Source organism: Methylobacterium sp. D53M, from assembly GCF_053345625.1.
This window is the reverse complement of sequence record NZ_JBKFAL010000012.1, coordinates 20680-39372: the sequence shown is the minus strand read 5'-3', so window position 1 is coordinate 39372 and position 18693 is coordinate 20680. Positions and strand designations below refer to the sequence as shown.

Here is an 18693-nt window from a genome sequence, read left to right as displayed (position 1 = left end):
GTCAGGAGGAGACCAGGATGGACATCGCTGGCGCGTATCGGATCCCGGTCGCGCGGGAGGCCGTCTGGGCGGCGCTGAACGATCCGGAGGTGCTGGCCCGCTGCATCCCCGGCTGCAAGGAGCTGGTGCAGGCCTCCCCGGAGGAGATGAAGGCCAAGGTCGCCCTCAAGGTCGGGCCGGTCTCGGCGACCTTCGCGGGCACGGTCCGCCTGGAGGACATGCGCCCTCCCGAGGGCTACAGCCTCGTCGGCCAGGGCAACGGCGGCATGGCGGGCTTCGCCAAGGGCCGCGCCGCCGTCAGCCTCGCGGCGGAGGGCGGCGAGACGCTCCTGACCTACACCGCCAAGGCCGAGGTCGGCGGCAAGATCGCGACGCTGGGCGGCCGGCTCATGCAGGCGACCGCGCGCAAGCTCGCCGACGAGTTCTTCGGCAAGTTCGCCGCCGAACTCGGAGCGACCGGCGACTCGGCCGCGCCCAGGGCGGCCGAGGCCTAGGAAAGCCGCGTCTCGACCGCGCCTCGACCGCGCCGGCCGGGACGGTCGCGCTCCGGTCCGGCGCGTCGGAGCCCGGTCATCGCTGCGACCCGATCTGCAGGACATTGAAGCCGCGCTGCAGGGAGGTCCCGAGGAACTCTCCGAACGGGGTGTTCGCACCCGCGGCACGATCGACGCGGAGGACGGCGGCACAGCCGCGCTGCGGGCTCTCGACCGAGCGACCGTCGACGGAGGCCGCAGGGGTCATGCCGGCTCGCCAACGCGCCTTCAGTGCGGCGACGGCCCGGTCGGCCGTCCGGCAATCGGGATAGGCGAGGGATACGAGCAGGGCCGGTCCGTTCTTGCCTTGATAGTCCGCCACGATACCGCCGGCATAAGCCGGGACGCCGTCCCGTCCGCGCTCGCGCTGATCCTCGATCGCCTTCCTCTGCGCGGCCAGATCGGTCGTCGCCGACAGGAGGGCGGCAGGATCGTCGGGGGTGATCCCCATCAGCGGCGTCACGACGGCCGCTTGAAGGATCGCGCCCGGGTCGCGCTCATCCGCGGCGGCCAGACCCGTCAGCGATGTGGCGACCGCCTCGTGATCCGCCGCGCTCCGACCGACCCCGACGCGTGTCTCCAGATCCGCGGCCGCGGACGCCTGCGCGACGACGCGATCGATCGCCAGGATCGCGCTGGTCTCGCCCATCGGGCCGGACCAGGGATCGGTTGGTTGCCGGGCCCTGAGATTCAGGGCGCGCGGCTCACCGTTGGCGAGAATGCGCGGCGCGGTCGAGACCGGCCGGAAAATCCTGTCCTTCAGCTTGGCGACCAGAGTGTCGGCTGCCGCCTTTGTCGCCAGACCCCAGTGAGTCACGCGCGCCGGAGGCTGGCCGAAGGCCGCGAAATAGGAGATGTCCTCGAACGGGATGCCGGCCTTCTCGGTCCATGTCTGCGCGCCGCCGTAGCTGAGGGCGTTCAGCGGGCGGATGCTCTGCGCGAAGGCCATGCGCCGCAGGCCGGCGTCGCTCAGCGCACCGCCGGCTGCCCTGGACAGCGCCTGGACGTCCATGAAGACGATCGGCATCGGGTCAGGCGTCGCCAGGACGGAATCCGGAACCGCGCGGAGAGCCGCCTCCAGAGTGCTGGCCGCCTGGGCCGCCGGCGCGATCATCAGGACTGAGAAGGACACGACGACGAGGCGGGATGAAACTGAGCGCCAGAGAGGTCGTGTCACGTCGAATCCCATGCTCCAGGTCCCTCGGGAGCGCCGATGCCCGTCTGCCGGTCATGGCGATGACCGCGTCGAGCAAGAAGAGATCTCCGCAGTGCTCACCCGATCATTGCTGGACAGGCTCTCTTCTGTCTCCCTCAGTCGATTTTAGCTGAGCCGCTCTCGGCTTCCACTAGTGAGGGTGACCTATTGACCGCGCCGCCCGGATTGCGGCCCATCTGACGCCCGGCACCGTCGAGACGAGCGACGACCGATGGGGGCGTCGGCTCTGTGAGAGCCGCAACGTGACTTCCGCCTCCGCGTGTCGCCCCCGCGCGCCGAATCCTCTCACGCGAGCGATTCTCCGGTCCGATCGCGCATCGTGAGGACTGCGGCGAGCGAGATGGCCGACAGCACGGCGACGTAGAGGCCCGGCCCCGTGGGCCAGGCCAGGTGGTGGACGATCCACGTCGCGGCCATCGGGGCGGTGCCCCCGACCAGCGCCATCGAGGCGTTGAAGCTGATCGCGAGGGCCGTGCAGCGCGAGCGGTGCTGGAACATCTCGACGAACGCCGTCGGCACGACGGCGGCGTTGCCGGCGATCAGGATCGCGAACGCGACCTGGCTCAGGACGATCAGAAGCGTGTCGCCGGTGGTCAGCAGCATGAAGAGCGGCCATGACAGGATTGTCAGGCCCGCCCCGGTCAGGACCAGAACACGCTTGCGCCCGAAGCGGTCGGACAGGGCTCCGGCGATCGGGATGCACACGGCTTGAACCACCATGGCGAGGGAGTTGATGAGAAACGCCGTGTGTTGCGGCAGGCCCGACACGGTGTGCATGAACGTCACGAGGTAGACGAACACCACGTAGAAGCCGCACGCCAGGCCGAGATTCATCGCGAAGGCGCGCAGCATGGCGGAGCCGTCGATCTCGACGGCCGTGCGCAGCGGTGAGCGCTGGTCCGTCAGTGTCCGATCTTCGCGAAACACGGTCTCGACGTGATCGTCGTCGATATGGCGACGCAGGGCGAAGATGAAGACGCCGAGCACGATCCCGAAGAGGAACGGCAGGCGCCAGCCCCACTGGTGCACGTCCTCCGGCGTGAGCAGGCCGGTGACGAGCGTCCCGGCAATGGAGCCGAGCAGGATGCCTCCGGCGGCCCCGATGCAGGCGAGGCTGCCGGTCAGGCCGCGGCGCGCCGGTGCTGCGGTCTCGGACAGGAAGATGGCCGAGGAGGTGTACTCGCCGCCGACGGAGAGACCCTGGCCGAGCCGCAGCACCACGAGCAGGACGGGCGCGAGGAGCCCGGCCGACGCGTAGGTGGGCAGGCAGCCCATCAGGAAGGTCGAGACCGCCATGAGGCCCGCCGACAGCAGGAGTGCCGTCTTCCGGCCGTAGCGGTCGCCGATGTGGCCGAACACGATGCCGCCGATCGGGCGCATGAAGAAGGCGGCGGCGAACACCGCGAAGGCCGACAGTAGCGACGTCGTCGGGCTGTCGGACGGGAAGAAGTTCCGGCCGATGACGGCACTGAAATACCCGTAGGTGGCGAAATCGTACCATTCGAGCGTGTTGCCGATGGCGCCCGCGACCACGGAACGGCGCCGCGCCGCGCCGGGGACCTTCGGGCCGTCGGCGATCGCGTCGGAACTGATCGGGAGCGGCGGCTCACCGTACGGAGGGGTGGATTGCATGATGCGCCCGCCTTGCCGCCGAATTCAGTCTAGACGCTAGACTGAAACGCCAAGCTTGGCGAGACCATTGGAGAAGGACGACATCCCTCTTCCGCTCGACAGTTAATAGGCGCGGGGCAGCCTCGCGCGGGCGAGCCCGCCAGGGCCGCACGCCCCTCCGTCCTGCGCGGTCAGACCGCGATCGGGAGGCCCTCCGTCCTCACGGTGCCTCGGCGTCGGCGGGAAGATCCGGAGCTTCGGTCGCCGCTGCGAACGCCCGCCGGGCCCGCTCGATCTCGGCGTGGTGCGTCTCGGCCCAGATCCACACGCCGCAGAACGCGGCGCCCAGGCTCCGGCCCAGCGGCGTCAGCGTGTAGTCCACGCGCGGCGGGATCACCGGATGCACCGTCCGCCGGACGAGACCGTCCCGCTCCATCTGGCGGACGGTCTGCGTCAGCATCTTCTGGCTGATCCGGCCCACGGCCCGGCCGAGCTGCGTGAACCGGAGGGTACCGTGCTCCTCCAGCGCCTCGAGGATCAGCATGGTCCACTTGTCGGCCACTTGGCCGATGATGTCGTTCACCAGGGCCTCGATCGCCGGATCGACGTCCTGCGGGGGTGTCCCGCGCCGCTTCGCCTCGATCGCGGGGTCCGGGGCAGCCCTGCGCATTCGACACTCTCCTTTCGGTGCGTACAAATCTTTTCGGTGCCTACTTCAGGGCGGAGAGTGTCAACCATACTCTCTGCGGCGACAACAACGGGGTCGCCATCATGAAAACCTCCGGCAACACGATCCTGATCACGGGCGGCGGGTCCGGGATCGGAGCCGCGCTCGCCCATCGCTTCCACGATCTGGGCAACACCGTCATCGTCGCCGGTCGCCGCGCGGAGGCGCTGGAACGGGTCACGGCCGGCCGCCCGGGCCTGCACGCGATGCCCCTCGACATCGCGGATGCCGGAGACATCGCGGCGTTCGCCCGGCGCGTCACGGCCGAGCACCCTGCCCTGAACGTGGTGTTCAACAACGCCGGCATCATGCGCTTCGAGGCGCTGGATCAGGCGCGCGACCTCTCCGACGCGGAGGCGACGATCACCACCAACCTGCTCGGCCCGATCCGTCTGACGGATGCCCTCGTCGCGCATCTGGTCACACGGCTGGACGCGGCGCTGATCAACGTGTCGTCCGGGCTGGCCTTCGTGCCCCTGACGACCACACCGACCTACTCCGCGACGAAGGCGGCGATCCACAGCTACACGGTCTCGCTGCGCGAGGTCCTCAAGGGCCGGGTCGAGGTGATCGAGCTGGTGCCGCCGGCGGTCCAGACAGATCTCACGCCCGGCCAGGCCACCCGCGCGGGCTACCTGCCGCTGGCCGACTTCATCGACGAGGTGATGGCCCTGTTCCAGCAGCAGCCGACGCCGGCCGAGATCCTGGTGCAGCGCGTCGCCTTCCAGCGCAACGCCGAGGCCGAGCACCGCTTCGACGCGGCCGTCGCGACCCTGAACGAGGCCGCTCGCGCGGCCCGCGCGGCGCAGGAATGAGGTGCGCGCGGAGATCCGCGAGGAGATCCGCGTCGCCGCGCGCGGGCGCGACCCGTGTTTCATCAGTTCAGCCCGGAGACGATCGTTGCCGTTTGCCAATTTCAAGATCCCGCAGGGCATGATGACCGGTCCGCAGAAGGCTGATCTGATCCACCGCACGACGGATCTGCTGGTCTCCTTCTTCGGGGAGGCCGCGCGCCCGCACACCATGGTCCTGGTCGACGAGGTCGTGGATGGCGGCTACGGGCGCGCGGACGAGGTCTTCGATCTCGAGGCCCTGCGACGCCTGCGGGCGCACCACGAGACGGGTTCGCGCTGACGGCCTCCACATCGTGACGGCGGCCCTGCTCGGAGCCGTCGACGATCTCGTCGCGCGCGTCCGTCCCCGGACCGCGTTTCGAGCTCCGTTCCGATCGGACTAGGAGGGAGCGCCGTTGCGTGAGACTCTGGGCCTGCCCCGGCGGGCGGGGCGAGGCGGAGTGCCATGCGATGAGCCAGGACGATGAATCGCCGCCGGCGCGGCGCCGCTTCCTCGCACAAGGCGCGGCGGCGGCCGCGGCCGTCCTCGCGGGCGGGCCGGCCCGATCGGACGAGGCGGCGCCTCCGGCCGTTCCCGAATGGATGAAGGTCCCGGGCGCCGATGTCGGCAGCCAGACCTACGGCCGGCCCTCGCGCTTCGAGGAGGGCGTCATCCGCAACGTCCCGAAGGGTCTGAAGCAGTACATCTCGGCGTCGAGCCGCACGCCGCTGCAGGATCTCGACGGCATCCTGACGCCCAACGGCCTGTTCTACGAGCGCCACCACGGCGGCATTCCGGACATCGATCCCGCCCAGCACCGGCTGATGATCCACGGGCTCGTCGAGACGCCGCTCATCCTGACGATGGACGACATCCGCCGCTTCCCGTCGGAGTCGCACATCTACTTCCTCGAATGCTCGGGCAACCCGGGCTTCGAGGCGATCAAGGGCAAGACGGTGTCGGACCTCGTCGGCCTCGTCAGCTGCGCCGAATGGACCGGCGTGCGCCTCGCGACGGTCCTGGCGGAGGCCGGGCTCAAGCCGGACGCGCGGTGGGTCGTGGCTGAGGGCGCGGACGCCGCCGCGCTGACCCGCAGCATCCCGATCGCGAAGTGCCTCGACGACGCCCTGCTGGTCTACAGCCAGAACGGCGAGCGGCTGCGCCCCCAGCAGGGCTACCCGCTCCGGGTGCTGCTGCCCGGCTACGAGGGCAACATGAGCGTGAAGTGGCTGCGCCGGCTCAACGTCACGGCGGAGCCGGCCTATTCCCGCGAGGAGACGTCGAAGTACACCGACCTGATGCCGGACGGCACGGCGCGGCAATTCACCTTCGTGATGGAGGCCAAGTCGATCATCACGCGGCCCTCGGGCACGCAGCGGATCGCCCCCGGTTTCCACGAGATCACCGGCCTCGCCTGGAGCGGGCGCGGGCGGATCCGCGGCGTGCAGGTCTCGACCGACGGGGGCGGGAGCTGGCGCGACGCCGCCTTGCAGGAGCCGGTGCTCAACCGGGCGCTGACGCGGTTCCGCCTGCCCTGGCGCTGGGACGGGACGCCGACGACCATCGCGAGCCGGGCGATCGACGAGACCGGCTACGTGCAGCCGGGCTTCGAGGCGCTGACGGCGGTGCGCGGCCTCAAATCCTTCTACCACAACAACGCGGTCGTGCCCTGGCGCATCGCGGCGGACGGCGAGGTGGCCAATGGCTATGCGTGAAGCCCGCGCCGCCGCGGGGATCGCCCTGGCGCTCGCCTGCGCCGGGCCGGCACGGGCGACGGAGCGCCTCGGGATCGGACGTCCGGCCACGGAGGCCGAGATCGCCGCCTGGAACATCGACGTCGACCGGGACGGCCGGAAGCTGCCGCCCGGACACGGCAGCGTCGCCCACGGCCGAGAGGTCTTCGAGACCCAATGCGCCTCGTGTCACGGCAGCCGGGGCGAGGGCGGGACCGGCGAGCGGCTTGCCGGCGGCCAGGGCACGCTCGCCTCGGCGAAACCGCTCAAGACCGTCGGCAGCTTCTGGCCCTACGCGCCGACCCTGTTCGACTACATCCGGCGGGCGATGCCGATGAACGCCCCGCAATCGCTCAGCGCCGACGACGTCTACGCGGTCTCGGGCTACGTCCTGTACCTGAACGGGCTCGTCCCGGAGAGCGCCGTGCTCGATGCCGCCACCTTGGCCGCCGTCCGCATGCCGAACCGCGACGGGTTCGTGCCGGATCCCAGGCCGGATGTGAGACCCTGACGGGAGCGGCGTATCCGATCAGGCCGCCCCGGCCCCGCCCGCCGCCGGGGCGCCACGGTGCTGTGGCCGTTCCGCCACTGTCGTCGCAACATTATTACATTCGGTTGCCGGGGCGTTGACCCGGCCGGTCGCCGCGGCAAGTATTTTCCTGCCAAGGTTATCCGGGCACGGCCCGGAGCCGGGGTGGTAATCCGGTGCGCGCTTCGCGGTGCGTCCGGATCTGCCCCGCACCTGTCGACTGGGCGCGCCCGTTCCCCGCGGCCGCCGGTGCCGCGCACCGGGACGGTCCGGCGGCGGCGATGACGCGCGTCACGGGAGGCGGCCTTCGGCGCGACGACGTTCCTCGGGCGCGGTGCCCCAGCGGAGCGCGCGGTGCCGCCCGTCCGGGTGTGACGCCGCCCGCCTTCGCGTGGCCGCGCGCCGGCAGCAGCGAGTGTGTGGTGGCGAGTTCTGGACGATTGTCGTTCCGCGAGAGTCCCAGGCCGCGCCGGGGATGCGCCCGCCCTGCCGGGGCGCGGCGCGGCAGCCCGCGCCTGGCCCTGGCGGCCATGCTGTCCGCCGGCGTGCCGGTCGGGGAGGTCCGCGCGCAGGAGAGCGTGACCCTGGAGGAACTGTCGGTCGAGCATGTCGGCGAGGGCGCCGCCCGGACGACGGCGTCCGGGCGCGGCAGCATCGGCCTGATCGGTCCGACACCGGGCTACGGCGCCGGAACGGCGGTCAGCGCGACGCGCACGGCCACACCGCAGATCGACGTGCCCGTGGCCGTGTCGGTGGCGCCGCGCGAGACGATCACCGACATCGCCGCCACCCGCGTCGACCGGGTCTTCGACTACCTGCCCGGCGTCGCCCGCCAGAACAATTTCGGCGGCCTGTCGATCTTCAGCTACGCCATCCGCGGCGTGACCACCTCCGAGATCTACAAGAACGGCTTTCCCCTCAATCGCGGGACGCCGCCGCCGCCGGACGCCCAGAACATCGAGCGCATCGAGGTGCTCAAGGGGCCGGGAGCGGCCCTGTTCGGGCGCAGCGACCCCGGCGGGCTGGTCAATCTGATCACCAAGCAGCCGACCGCCGAGCGGTTCGTCGAGTTCGGCAATCAGGTCGACTCGTTCGGCCTGACCCGGGGCACGATCGATGCCGGCGGTGCGCTGAGCGCGGACGGCACGGTGCTCTACCGCTTCAACCTCGCCGCCCAGGGTGCGGGCAGCTTCCGCGACTTCGTGGACAGCGACCGGCTCCTCGTCGCGCCTGTGGTGAGCTGGCAGGTCACCCCGGACACGCGGATCACGGTCGAGACCGAGTTCGTGAAGAACCGGATCGTCTTCGACCGGGGTGTCATCGCGCTGAACCGGCAACTCGGGTTCCTGCCCGTCTCCCGCTTCCTCGGCGAGCCCGGGCAGAGCACCTATCAGAACAACAACACGCTGCAGGTCCGCGTCGACCACCGGTTCGACGAGAACTGGCAGCTTCGCCTCGCGACCTACTTCAACACGGGCGATCTCGCGGGCGAGTCGGCGGAGATCCGCGCCATCGCTGCCGACAACCGCACGGTCTCGCGCGACCGCAACGTGCGCGACTACCGCTGGGACGTGGCCGTCGGGCAGGCCGACCTCGTCGGGCGCTTCGATACCGCCGGCATCGGCCACACGCTACTGCTCGGCATGGACCGGGAGAGCACCGACAGCCGCACGCAGTACTTCCGCTCGAACTTCCGCACGAGCCCGTTCGCCCTGGACATCTACGCCCCGGTCTACGGGCAGGCGCTGCCGCCGATCACCATCCCGCGCAACAACCTGGAGCGGATCACCAACACCGGCCTCTACGCGCAGGACGAGATCGTCCTGAGCCCCGAATGGCGGGCGCTCGTCGGTGTGCGCCTCGACATCTTCGAGCAGAGCTTCCGCGAGCGCGCCGTCCGCAGTCAGGTCGACCAGTCGCGGGTCGCCGCGTCGCCCCGGGCGGGCCTCGTCTACCGGCCGATCCCGGAACTCGCCCTCTACACCAACGTCGGCACGAGCTTCCGGCCGAACATCGGCCCGGACGCCGCCGCCGTGACCCGCGGCACGGCCTTGCCGCCGGAGACCGGCCTCGGCTACGAGGTCGGCGCCAAGTCCGAGCTGTTCGGCGGCAGCCTGCTCCTCACCGCCGCCGCCTTCCGGGTGGAGCGGGAGAACGTGCTCACGCCCGATCCCGCCAACACCGGCTTCTCCCTCGCCGCCGGGGCCGTCCGCAGCCAGGGGTTCGAGCTGACGGCCCAGGGGCAGATCACGCCGGAGCTGAAGCTCCTGGCCGGCTACGTCTACGCCGACGCCCGGGTGACCAAGGACAACGTGCTCCCGGTCGGAGCCCCGCTCATCAACGTGCCGCGCCATTCCGGCAGCCTCCTCGCGGTCTACGAGCCGGAGGGGGCGTGGCGCGGCTTCGGCATCGGCGGCGGCGTGCGGGGCGTGGGCGCGCGCGCCGGCGACGCGGCCGGCTCCGGCTTCACCCTGCCGGCCTACGTCGCGGTCGACGCGCTCGCCTACTACCGCTTCGACAATGCCCGGATCGCGCTCAACATCGAGAACATCTTCGACACCGCGTACTACGAGAGTTCGCTGAACGTGTTCCGGGTCTATCCGGGCTCGCCCCGGCGGATCACGGGCTCGGTGACGGTGCGGTTCTGATGGCGGGCCCGCGGCCCCCGTCCAGGCAGCCGCCGGGGTCGTCGCTCCGGCGAGAGGGCGCGCCTGCGGGACTCCGCAGGCCGACCGCTTCTGCGCTATGTCGGATTCCGTGCTGCACGGCAGCAGCGACGCGACAGGCCCGGGCAACGGGGCCGAGGGGACGGTATTCGGGTGGGTAAGGCTTTGATGGAAGCGATCGTCCCGTCCGATGGCACGGCGCCCCGCGTCGTGCGGCGCCGCATCGTTCTGCTCTACCTCGTCCTGATCGCGGCCAACGTCGCCGCCTGGTCCTGGGCCTATAGCCTGTTCGCGGGGCAGCCGGCCCTGCTCTCGACCGCGCTGCTGGCCTACGTCTTCGGGCTGCGCCACGCGGTCGACCCCGACCACATCGCCGCCATCGACAACGTCACGCGCAAGCTGATGCAGGCGGGCCAGCGGCCGGTCTCGGTCGGCTTCTGGTTCGCCCTCGGCCATTCCACCGTCGTGGTGGTGGCCGCGGCCGCGGTGGCGCTGGCCGCCACCAGCCTGATCACGGCCTCGGAAGGCTACCGGGAACTCGGCGGCCTGATCGGCACAGGCGTCTCGGCCGCCTTCCTGATCCTTATCGGCCTCGTCAATCTCGTCGTCCTCGCGGGGGTCTGGCGCGCGTTCCGGCAGGTGCGGCGCACCGGCCGCTACGTCGAGGCCGACCTCGACATGCTGCTCGCCAACCAGGGCGTCCTCGCCCGGATCCTGCGGCCGCTGTTCCGCCTCGTGACGCGCTCTTGGCACATGTACCCGCTGGGCCTGCTCTTCGCGCTCGGCTTCGATACCGCCACGGAAGTGAGCCTGTTCGGGCTCTCGGCCGCCCAGGCGAGCCAGGGCATCGATCTCTGGACGATCCTGGTCTTCCCGGCGCTGTTCACCGCCGGCATGACGCTGGTCGACGCGACCGACGGCGTGCTGATGCTCGGCGCCTACAGCTGGGCCTATGTCCAGCCCATGCGCAAGCTGTTCTACAATCTCACCATCACCCTGGTGTCGGTGGTGGTCGCGCTGGTGGTCGGCACGCTGGAGGCGCTGAACCTCCTGGCGGACAAGCTCAACCTCCAGGGCTGGCTCTGGGAGCGGATCGCCGCGATCAACGACCATTTCGGCGTGCTCGGCTTCGGCATCGTCGGCCTGTTCGCGGCGGCGTGGCTCCTGTCGTTCCTCATCTACCGCCTCGGCCGGTTCGACCGGATCGACGTCAAGCCGGCCGACATCCCCTGACCGGCGTCGGCCGTGCCCACGCGGGACGTCCGGCGCCGGTGAGCCGGGCCGATGTCGGAGCGCGCCGGATGCGCGCGGCGGGCTGAACCTACCCGGCCGCCTCGCTCAGCCTCAGGCCGGTGAACGTCAGCGTCGCCGTGTAGATCGGCGCGCCGGCCGCATCCCGAACGATCACCGTGTAGGTTTGCCTGTCCCCGTCGCTCGGGATCTCCCATCGCGCGACGTCCGGGAGGGAGATCATCGCTTCTCTGCGCGCAGCGTCGAAATCGGCGCCTCGGTCCCGTCCTCGTCGCGTTGCAACTGACCGTCGTGGATATCGAAGAAATAGCGCGGCACCCACGCCTCCGTGACTGGCTTCCCCTCACGAAAGCTAACCGGGATCAGAAACGCCGGTTCTCGGCGCGCGGCGCCCGATCCGCGCCGGTGACCGCGGCCGACGCCCTCGGATGAGCGGGCGTCGGCCGGGCCCGGCCGGCTATCCGTTCCGGGCCTTCCGGCGCGGGCGGCCGTGCCGTCGCGTCGCCGGATCGCGTCCCCGAACGGACACGTCGCGCGGGGCTGCGGATCGGAAGTGAGAGCGCCGCGCGACGGCGTGCGCGGCGTGACGGGACCGCTCCGGCCGTTCCGGCCGGGCCCGTGCCTCCGGACGGGCGGTCGCGGACCCGCGGTCTCTCAGCGGTCTCTCGTCTTCGTGGTACGGGAATCCTGCGTCTTGTTTCCGTCGTCGGCCGGCGAGGCGCCCGGAACGCCGGTGTTGCCCGAGCCCCCGCCTCTCTCTCCGCCCTTCATCTGATCGCCGTGCTGCATCCGCTGCCCGCCCGACCCGGACGGCGCTGGCCCGGACGTCGATCCTCCGGCGGCGCCCTGCGCCGTTGCCGCGCCGGCCGTGCCGAGAAGGAGCGACGAGACGAGGACGAAGATCCGGATTGAGGTCATGATGTTCTCCCGAAAACTACCATTGGGCAAGCACAGAAAGCTGTCTGAGTTCAGGAATATCGCAAAATATCGAGGGTGAGCTCATGATGTTATGTTTTTATTATTGAATACTGCGGGTCGACGTGCCGAAATATCCGATGGCGGTCCGGGTGCGCGCGCATCGGCGGGCAAACCGCCCGGATCGCGCCTGAGCTGTGGGAAGCCCACGTGGACCGGCCTCCCCGCCCGGAGCCCGCAGATCGGTCCGACACGGCGCGGCGGGTGGCGCTGAGAGCCGCTCGGAGGGCCGGAGGGGCCGGTTCGCCGACGATGCCGGCACGAAATGACCGCCGCGGCGTGAGCCGGGCGGTCCAGGTGGTCTCGGGATGTCCAGAGTTAGACGATCGCGGGCCGCGCTTAATCCGCGCCGCGCGGAGCGGACCGCCGTGCCGGCTGCGTCCTCCGGCGGGCCTCGTCGTGCTGCGGCGCTCGCGCGCCATGTCCACGTCGTCGGCGGCGATGCCGACGCGTCGGTTCTGACCCGCGTCCGCGACGAGGACACGCGCCCCATATAACCGTCGCGGGAGCGCGGGCCTCCGGGAGGCCTTCCGTGGCGGCGCGGGAATCCCGCAGAGCGCCGGGTTCGACGCGGTGCTTCCCGATCGGAGCCGCGCAAAGCCGGGGGATGAGGAGGACCGTGATGCTGCGCGACAATGTCGAGCGAGGCCGCTTCGAGCTGCAGGTCGGCGGTGACGTCGTCTTCGCGACCTATCGGCGGGAGCCCGGCCAGCTCGTCATCAGCCACGTCTACGCGCCGCCGGTCCTGCGCGGCACCGGGGCGGCCGGCCGGCTCATGGAAGGCGTCGCGGCGCACGCGCGCGCCGAGGGCGATCGGATCGTGCCCCTGTGCGGCTACGCCCGGGCGTGGCTGCGCGGGCATCGGACGCATCGCGACCTGCTCGCGTGAGACCGCGACCGGGCCGGGATCGGCCGCCGCCGGGGGCGGTGCCGGGATCGCCTGGCGCTAGGTCATCCGTTGCGCCAAGTGCCGCCGCCGGCGCTGGACGGCCTCGCGGACATGCGCGACGAGCAGGGCGACGAGGCGGATCTCGACGCTCTCCGTCCGTCTGTGGGCCTCCATCCGGATCGTCTCCGCCGCGAGCGCGTCGGCCTCCCGCTCCAGATGATCGAGCTCGACCGGATCGGCGCTCGACACGGACAGCCAGATCTCCAGGAGGCGCATGACCCGGGTGGGCGGCTGCAGCGGCCGGAAGCGCCGATACAGGCCGATGCCCGCCGCGCCGAGGGAGGCCAGCGCGCTGATCATGAGCCCGACCCAGTAGGCCGCATTCTGCGCCTGATCGCTCAGGCTGGGCTGGTTCCCGGTCAGGTACGCCGTCGCGCCCGGGTGGATCGGGAGCGCCTGGACCTTGTCGTCGGTGTCGGGAGCCTCGATGCCGGCCAGATCGTCGTCGAGCGCGACGAGCCGCGGCTTGCCGGTGAGAACCTCGCGGGTGATCTCGCCGGCGAGCCAGTCCGGCATGGCGCCGCGGGCCACGAGCCGGTGGCTGACGGACAGCGTGGTGATGTCGTCGCCCGGTGCCGGCAGGGAGCCGAGGAACGCGCCCTTGGGCACGTCGATCGTGTCGAGCACGGGGTGCTCCTTGGCGATCGCCGCCGCCTCGTCGACCTCGAACAGCTTCGCCGTCCCGGAGCCTTTGCGCAGCGCCGTAAACAGCGGCAGCCACAGCGCGCTCCCGACCGGGGCCACCACGAACACCGAACCGATCTGGCGGCTGCGGGCGGCCTCCGTCAGCTGGTCGATCCTCAGGATCCTGCGATGCACGCTGCTCGGGGGCACGCCGAAATGCGTCAGGATCAGGTCGAGCAGGCGCGGGTCGAGCTTCCGCCCGTCGAGGAGACCGATGGTGCTGCCCCGCAGCTTGGCCACGCTGTCGACGGGGCTGCCCCCGGGCGCGACGAAGACCACCGCGTCGCGGCGCAGGATGACCAGTGTCTGCCCGTCCTTCGGTGCGGCGTCGCTGCGCACCAGGGCGAGCTGGGTCTCGCCCTTGTCCAGGGCCGCCGAGGCGCCGAGGCGATCCGGCTCGAAGATCGTCCGGATGCGCACCCGCGGATGCTGGGTCTGGAAGAGCTGGGTCAGCGCCTGCGCGGCCTCCCGATCCTCGGTGCTGGTCTTGGCGACCGCGATGTCGAGGGAGAGCAGGCCGAGGAGGAGATGGATGAGCAGAGCAGCGACGGCGGCCCCGGCGATGACGCCGAGGACGATGACTGTCGTTCTGGAACGCCGGATCATCCGTGCCGCGCTGATCTGCCGATCCGCCAGCATAGCGCGCGTGTCTGGCCCAGTCTCCCGCTCCCGGACAGGATCGGTCGACGCTCCGCCCCATGCTGTATCGGGTGCCGGCGCGCCGCGATCAGTTCATCTGGCGGTGCCGGTCCTGGACCTCCTGGAGGGCGAGCCTGCGGCCCAGCGTCATCAGCAGCGCTTCGGCCTGCACCTTGAGCTCCGCGTCCCGCAACTCGCTGATCGCGTACATCGCCGCGATGGCGTGATCCGCTGCCAGCTCGAGAGGCGACGTCTCCGCACGCGGCACGGCCTCGTCGGCCATGTCCTCGAACATCCGCATCCGGGTGATGTCGAGGAGGATGCCGCTGCCGCCCTGGAGCCGCCCGACATGATCGCCGGTGAAGCGCCCGCGCACCAGGACCCAGCGCGTCCGACCGTCCGCCGAGGTCACCCGATGCTCGGCGAGGTACGGTGTCCCCTCGCGGGCGCTGCGCCGAATCAGATCATCGATCCGCTCGCGATCGTCCGCGTGGATGCTGCTCATGTAGCGGCCGAGCGGGACGCCTTCCTCGGCCTCGGCCGGATCGACGTTGTACACCAGGGCGACGAAGGCGTCGGCCCGCACCCGATCGACGCCCGCGTCCCATTCCCAGCGGCCGACGACGTCGAGCGCGTCCAGCGCCGTCTGGAAGGTTTCCGAGGCTGTTTGCCCGTCTAGCGGCTTAAAAGCTGCCACCCGAGCACCCGTATTCAGTTAACAGTAACATACGTTGGTCCTAAAGCGCTGCAACCGCAAGGGGCATAATCTGGTCAGCAATCAACTGTTGCGTGCCGGACACGGGTCGGCCCCGGCGAGCCGCCGGGACCGGGTGCCGACGACGGGCCGCGGGCGGTCCTTGCAGATCGGAACCTGGACACCCATTATGACTACAGTGGTCACGGAGAGCGCCATGCAGGAGATCCAGCTTCGGGACGCCAAGGCGACGCTGTCGGCCGTCATCGACCAAGCGAAGCAGGGCGCGCCCTCGATCATCACCCGCCACGGCCGCCCCGAGGCCGTGCTGCTGAGCTTCGAGGACTGGCAGCGGCTGTCCCGCGTCCCGTCGTTCGGCCGCCTGCTCATGGCCGCGCCCGTCGCGGCGGACGACCTCGCCTCCCCGTCCGGCGGGCTCAGAAGCGCCGAGCTGTGAGGCGGTGTACCTCGTCGACACCAACGTGCTCTCGGCCGGCGCGCCGACCAAGGCCGTTCCGGCCGTCGCACTGATCGACTGGATGGACCGGAACAGCGCGGGGCTCCACCTCTCGGTCGTCACGATCGCCGAGATCGAGGACGGCATCGCGAAGAGCCGCAGGGACGGTGCCGCGCGCAAGGCCGAGCGCCTCGCGGCGTGGCTGGAGACCTTGCTGCACCTGTACGCCGCCAAGGTCCTCCCGATCGACCTCGCCGTCGCGCGCCACATCGGCGGGTTGTCCGATCTGGCGCGCGGGCAGGGGCACGCGCCCGGCTTCGCGGATCTCGCGATCGCCGCCACCGCGCGCTGCAACGGCTGGACGGTCCTGACCCGGAACGTGCGGCACTTCGCGCCGCTCGGCGTTCCCGCCTGCGATCCATTCGTCGCGCTGCCGGCCGATGGGCGGTGACGGCGTCGCGCCGGTCACCGCGGGGCCGCGGCGGCGTGCCGATCGCGGCGGGACTATCGGGACGGTGTGCAGAACTCGGCCGTGAGACCGGCGAAGGCCGCCCGCAGGAAGGCGTCCACGGGACGGTCGCCGCCCGCCTGGATCCAGGCCTCGATCGCCAAGCGCATCGCACCGAGCGACGCCATGGCGACGAGGCGCAGCGGAGCGCTGCGGACGGGATCCGGCCAGCGCTCGATCAGCGCGGCATGCAGGGCCTGCTCGTGCAGGCCGTAGGCCGCCTGCTTGCGGGCCTTCAGGGTCTCGCTGGACCGCATGACGCGATCGATACTGATGAACTCCTGGGTCCGGAAACCTGTCGACAGCGCCAGCAGGGCGTCCCGGACGGCCTCGACCGGAACCTTGCCCTCCGGCTGGGCCAGGACGGCCTTGCGCAGCGCCGCGCCGAAGCCGCGCATCTGCCAGTCCAGCAGGATCTCTTCCTTTGACTTGAAGTAGTAGAAGAAGGTTCGACGCGAGATGCCGGCCGCCTCGGCGATCGCGTCCAAGGTCGTCGCCTCGTAGCCGTGCCGGCTGAACAGCCGCAGGCCGGTCTCGGCGATCCGTTCCAGTGTCTCCTGCCGTTTTCGCGCGCGCAGGCTGCCGGGCTTCGGTGGCGGGCTCCCCATGCCGGCGTTGTGACATGCGATTCCGCACTTGCAAAGTTGCACGCGGTGCAATTATATTTTTTTACACCGAGTGCGATTTTGATGCGCGGTCTCGGGACGCGGTGCGGAGTCCGGTCGGGCGCCCGCCCCTTCCTGCCGATATCGGCAGCCTCGTTCGCCGTCGGGGCCTCCGTCGGCGAACGGAATTCGGTTGGCGCGCGCCGGGGGGCGAGGGCGCGTCGTGATCGGGCTGCGGCCGGCGATGCGCGGCTCTGCGAACCCTCCTGGCTCCCCTCCTCTCGCGAAAGCCCTTCCCATGCTCGAGTCTTCCGGTCCGACAGCGGCACGGCCGTTGCCCAACCGTCGGCAGGTCGGCGCCATGCTGCTGGGAACCCTGGCCGCGGGTGTGACGCGGCCGGCCGCGGCGGAGACCGTCGTCGAGGACGTCCGGATCGTCGACTTCGACTGGGTCGACGGCGCGCGCCAGCGACCGGTGCCGGTACGCCTGTACTGGCCGAACACGTCGTCGCTCCGGCGCCGCGTCCCGCTGGTCGTGTTCTCGCACGGTCTCGGACAGTCCCGGACCGGCTACAGCTATCTCGGTCGGCACTGGTCGTCCCACGGGATCGCGAGCCTGCACCTGCAGCACGTCGGCAGCGACAGCTCCGTCTGGACCGGCAATCCCCTGGCCCTGCTCGACCGGATCGAGCGGGCGGCGCAGGAACGGGAGGCGATCGCCCGGGCGCGCGACCTGCGCTTCGCCCTGGACCGCCTCCTCGTTCAGGACGGGGGCGCCTTCGGAGACCGGATCGACCCGCGCCGGATCGTGGCGGCCGGCCATTCCTACGGCGCCAACACGACTCTGATCGCCGCGGGTGCGCGCGTCGTCCGTGACGGGCACGCCCTTCAGGCGCGGGATCCGCGGATCGCGGCCGGGATCGTGATCTCGGCGCCGCCCTTCTACGGCGAGCGCGACCTGCGGGCCGTCCTGGGCGCCGTCGAGATCCCGACCCTGCACGTGACGGCGACCGAGGATGTCATCCAGCTGCCCGGTCGCACCTCGCCGTTCAGCGACCGCCTCGCCGTGTACGAGGCGATCGCGACGCCCCGGAAGTCCTTGGCGGTCTTCCAGGGCGGCTCGCACAGCATCTTCACCGACCGTCCCCTCACGGGCGGTCTGAACCTGAACCCGCAGGTCAAGGCGGCGACCGCCGCCGGGACGCTGGCCTTTCTCGACCTCGCCTTCCGCGGCGATCCGGAGCCGCTGCGCGCGTGGTCCTCGACCTGGCGACCGATCCTCGCCGTCGCGCCTGCAGGCTACGCGGGCGCGTCGCTGGCGCAACCCGCGATAGCGACCCGCGGAAAGGACCGGACGCGCGCCCAGCCCGGGGAGCCGCTCTGACAGGCCGCTCGTCGCGCCCCCTGGCGGCTGAGGTCAGGAGCCCGGCCTCCTCCGCGAGGTCGGTGTACGGGGTCGGCGCCTCGGGTCAGGTCGCTTCGCGCGCCGTCAGGGTGCGGTCGACCAGCTCGAGGATCCGCTCCCGGTCCAGCGCGGTCCCGAACAGGATCCGGTAGAGGATCGGAGAGACGACCCCGTCCAGCACCGCCTCGGGGTCCGGGAAGGCCTCGCCGCGGGCCACGGCCCGATCCGCGATGATCGCGATCTGATCGCGGGTGAAGCTGCAGCATCGCTGGGCACAGTTCGCGTCCGCCGCCGCCAGAACGTCCCGGATCATCTCCCGCCCCGGTGCGGACGACATCTCGTCCGCGTACTGCTCCGCCCACGCCTCGAGATCGGTCCGGCCGCTCCCGGTATCAGCCGGCTCGCCGTCGGGACGGAGCCGCTCGACCGCGACATCGGCCAAGAGCTCGGCGAGCGTGCCCCACCGGCGGTAGATCGTCGACGGCGTCACGCCGGCCGCGGCGGCCACCAGGGGCACCGTGATTTCCGAACGGTCCGTCGTGGTCAGGAGCGCGCGCACGGCCGCCTGAACCGAGGTCTGCACCCGCGCGCTGCGGCCGCCCGGACGCGGCCCTTGCCTCGTCGTCATCCTGCACTCTGCCATCTGGGGCGCCACAAACGCAAAGATATTGCGTTTG

At 71.0% G+C, this 18693-nt stretch carries 20 protein-coding genes; 11 read left to right on the top strand and 9 right to left on the bottom strand.

Annotation, left to right across the window (positions count from 1 at the left end; translation table 11 throughout):
- Positions 1-17: 17 nt before the first annotated feature.
- Positions 18-494: an SRPBCC family protein gene (locus ACLBYG_RS17500; protein ID WP_447682223.1), complete on the top strand. Its 477-nt coding sequence runs from the start codon at positions 18-20 to the stop codon at positions 492-494.
- A 76-nt stretch (positions 495-570) separates the two neighbouring features.
- Here the strand turns inward: ACLBYG_RS17500 and ACLBYG_RS17495 are convergent, their stop codons facing one another.
- The 3 genes from ACLBYG_RS17495 to ACLBYG_RS17485 all read right to left on the bottom strand — a co-directional run bounded on the left by ACLBYG_RS17495 (position 571) and on the right by ACLBYG_RS17485 (position 4030).
- Positions 571-1710 (bottom strand): hypothetical protein, encoded by a 1140-nt coding sequence (locus tag ACLBYG_RS17495; protein ID WP_447682222.1) that lies wholly within the window; start codon positions 1708-1710, stop codon positions 571-573.
- A gap of 324 nt (positions 1711-2034) precedes the next feature.
- Complete coding sequence (locus ACLBYG_RS17490) at positions 2035-3381, bottom strand: MFS transporter (protein ID WP_447682221.1); 1347 nt, start codon at positions 3379-3381, stop codon at positions 2035-2037.
- Between the two features lie 199 nt (positions 3382-3580).
- Complete coding sequence (locus tag ACLBYG_RS17485) at positions 3581-4030, bottom strand: winged helix-turn-helix transcriptional regulator (RefSeq protein ID WP_427510043.1); 450 nt, start codon at positions 4028-4030, stop codon at positions 3581-3583.
- A gap of 101 nt (positions 4031-4131) precedes the next feature.
- Here ACLBYG_RS17485 and ACLBYG_RS17480 point away from each other — a divergent pair, with 101 nt between their 5' ends.
- The 6 genes from ACLBYG_RS17480 to ACLBYG_RS17455 all read left to right on the top strand — a co-directional run bounded on the left by ACLBYG_RS17480 (position 4132) and on the right by ACLBYG_RS17455 (position 11082).
- The gene (locus ACLBYG_RS17480) at positions 4132-4902 is read left to right on the top strand and encodes an SDR family oxidoreductase (RefSeq protein WP_447682220.1); all 771 of its coding nucleotides are present in this window, start codon (positions 4132-4134) and stop codon (positions 4900-4902) included.
- Positions 4903-4987: 85 nt separating this feature from the next.
- Positions 4988-5221, top strand: coding sequence for a tautomerase family protein (locus ACLBYG_RS17475; protein ID WP_020094429.1), 234 nt, complete (start codon positions 4988-4990; stop codon positions 5219-5221).
- Positions 5222-5391: 170 nt separating this feature from the next.
- Positions 5392-6636 (top strand): sulfite dehydrogenase, encoded by a 1245-nt coding sequence (gene soxC / locus ACLBYG_RS17470; protein ID WP_447682219.1) that lies wholly within the window; start codon positions 5392-5394, stop codon positions 6634-6636.
- Complete coding sequence (locus ACLBYG_RS17465; RefSeq protein WP_132368787.1) at positions 6629-7165, top strand: c-type cytochrome; 537 nt, start codon at positions 6629-6631, stop codon at positions 7163-7165. Before soxC ends, ACLBYG_RS17465 begins: the two co-directional genes overlap by 8 nt.
- Before the next feature lie 548 nt (positions 7166-7713).
- Positions 7714-9831 (top strand): TonB-dependent siderophore receptor, encoded by a 2118-nt coding sequence (locus tag ACLBYG_RS17460; RefSeq protein ID WP_447682218.1) that lies wholly within the window; start codon positions 7714-7716, stop codon positions 9829-9831.
- A gap of 186 nt (positions 9832-10017) precedes the next feature.
- On the top strand, positions 10018-11082 hold the full coding sequence (locus ACLBYG_RS17455; RefSeq protein ID WP_091981621.1) for a HoxN/HupN/NixA family nickel/cobalt transporter: 1065 nt from the start codon (positions 10018-10020) through the stop codon (positions 11080-11082).
- A gap of 88 nt (positions 11083-11170) precedes the next feature.
- Here ACLBYG_RS17455 and ACLBYG_RS17450 read toward each other — a convergent pair whose 3' ends face one another.
- Both ACLBYG_RS17450 and ACLBYG_RS17445 read right to left on the bottom strand, forming a co-directional pair.
- Positions 11171-11323: a DUF6894 family protein gene (locus ACLBYG_RS17450; RefSeq protein ID WP_447682217.1), complete on the bottom strand. Its 153-nt coding sequence runs from the start codon at positions 11321-11323 to the stop codon at positions 11171-11173.
- Positions 11320-11418, bottom strand: coding sequence for a DUF6894 family protein (locus ACLBYG_RS17445; protein ID WP_447682216.1), 99 nt, complete (start codon positions 11416-11418; stop codon positions 11320-11322). Before ACLBYG_RS17445 ends, ACLBYG_RS17450 begins: the two co-directional genes overlap by 4 nt.
- Before the next feature lie 1279 nt (positions 11419-12697).
- Here ACLBYG_RS17445 and ACLBYG_RS17440 point away from each other — a divergent pair.
- Positions 12698-12964 carry a GNAT family N-acetyltransferase gene (locus tag ACLBYG_RS17440; protein WP_020094422.1) on the top strand — a complete coding sequence of 89 codons (267 nt, stop codon included), beginning with the start codon at positions 12698-12700 and terminating at the stop codon, positions 12962-12964.
- 57 nt (positions 12965-13021) lie between these two features.
- On the opposite strand, the gene ACLBYG_RS17435 is transcribed toward ACLBYG_RS17440, so the two are convergent.
- Both ACLBYG_RS17435 and ACLBYG_RS17430 read right to left on the bottom strand, forming a co-directional pair.
- The gene (locus tag ACLBYG_RS17435; RefSeq protein ID WP_447682215.1) at positions 13022-14347 is read right to left on the bottom strand and encodes a TAXI family TRAP transporter solute-binding subunit; all 1326 of its coding nucleotides are present in this window, start codon (positions 14345-14347) and stop codon (positions 13022-13024) included.
- 88 nt (positions 14348-14435) lie between these two features.
- On the bottom strand, positions 14436-15044 hold the full coding sequence (locus ACLBYG_RS17430) for a PAS domain-containing protein (protein WP_020094420.1): 609 nt from the start codon (positions 15042-15044) through the stop codon (positions 14436-14438).
- 214 nt (positions 15045-15258) lie between these two features.
- On the opposite strand from ACLBYG_RS17430, the gene ACLBYG_RS17425 reads away from it, so the two are divergent.
- Together ACLBYG_RS17425 and ACLBYG_RS17420 are read left to right on the top strand one after the other, a co-directional pair.
- Complete coding sequence (locus ACLBYG_RS17425) at positions 15259-15498, top strand: type II toxin-antitoxin system Phd/YefM family antitoxin (RefSeq protein WP_447682318.1); 240 nt, start codon at positions 15259-15261, stop codon at positions 15496-15498.
- Positions 15499-15502: 4 nt separating this feature from the next.
- Positions 15503-15949 carry a type II toxin-antitoxin system VapC family toxin gene (locus tag ACLBYG_RS17420; RefSeq protein WP_020094418.1) on the top strand — a complete coding sequence of 149 codons (447 nt, stop codon included), beginning with the start codon at positions 15503-15505 and terminating at the stop codon, positions 15947-15949.
- Positions 15950-16002: 53 nt separating this feature from the next.
- Here the strand turns inward: ACLBYG_RS17420 and ACLBYG_RS17415 are convergent, their stop codons facing one another.
- Positions 16003-16614, bottom strand: coding sequence for a TetR/AcrR family transcriptional regulator (locus tag ACLBYG_RS17415; RefSeq protein ID WP_056531075.1), 612 nt, complete (start codon positions 16612-16614; stop codon positions 16003-16005).
- A gap of 295 nt (positions 16615-16909) precedes the next feature.
- On the opposite strand from ACLBYG_RS17415, the gene ACLBYG_RS17410 reads away from it, so the two are divergent.
- Positions 16910-17995 carry an alpha/beta hydrolase family protein gene (locus ACLBYG_RS17410; protein WP_447682214.1) on the top strand — a complete coding sequence of 362 codons (1086 nt, stop codon included), beginning with the start codon at positions 16910-16912 and terminating at the stop codon, positions 17993-17995.
- 85 nt (positions 17996-18080) lie between these two features.
- Here ACLBYG_RS17410 and ACLBYG_RS17405 read toward each other — a convergent pair whose 3' ends face one another.
- Positions 18081-18644 carry a TetR/AcrR family transcriptional regulator gene (locus ACLBYG_RS17405; RefSeq protein ID WP_026605129.1) on the bottom strand — a complete coding sequence of 188 codons (564 nt, stop codon included), beginning with the start codon at positions 18642-18644 and terminating at the stop codon, positions 18081-18083.
- Positions 18645-18693: the final 49 nt, after the last annotated feature.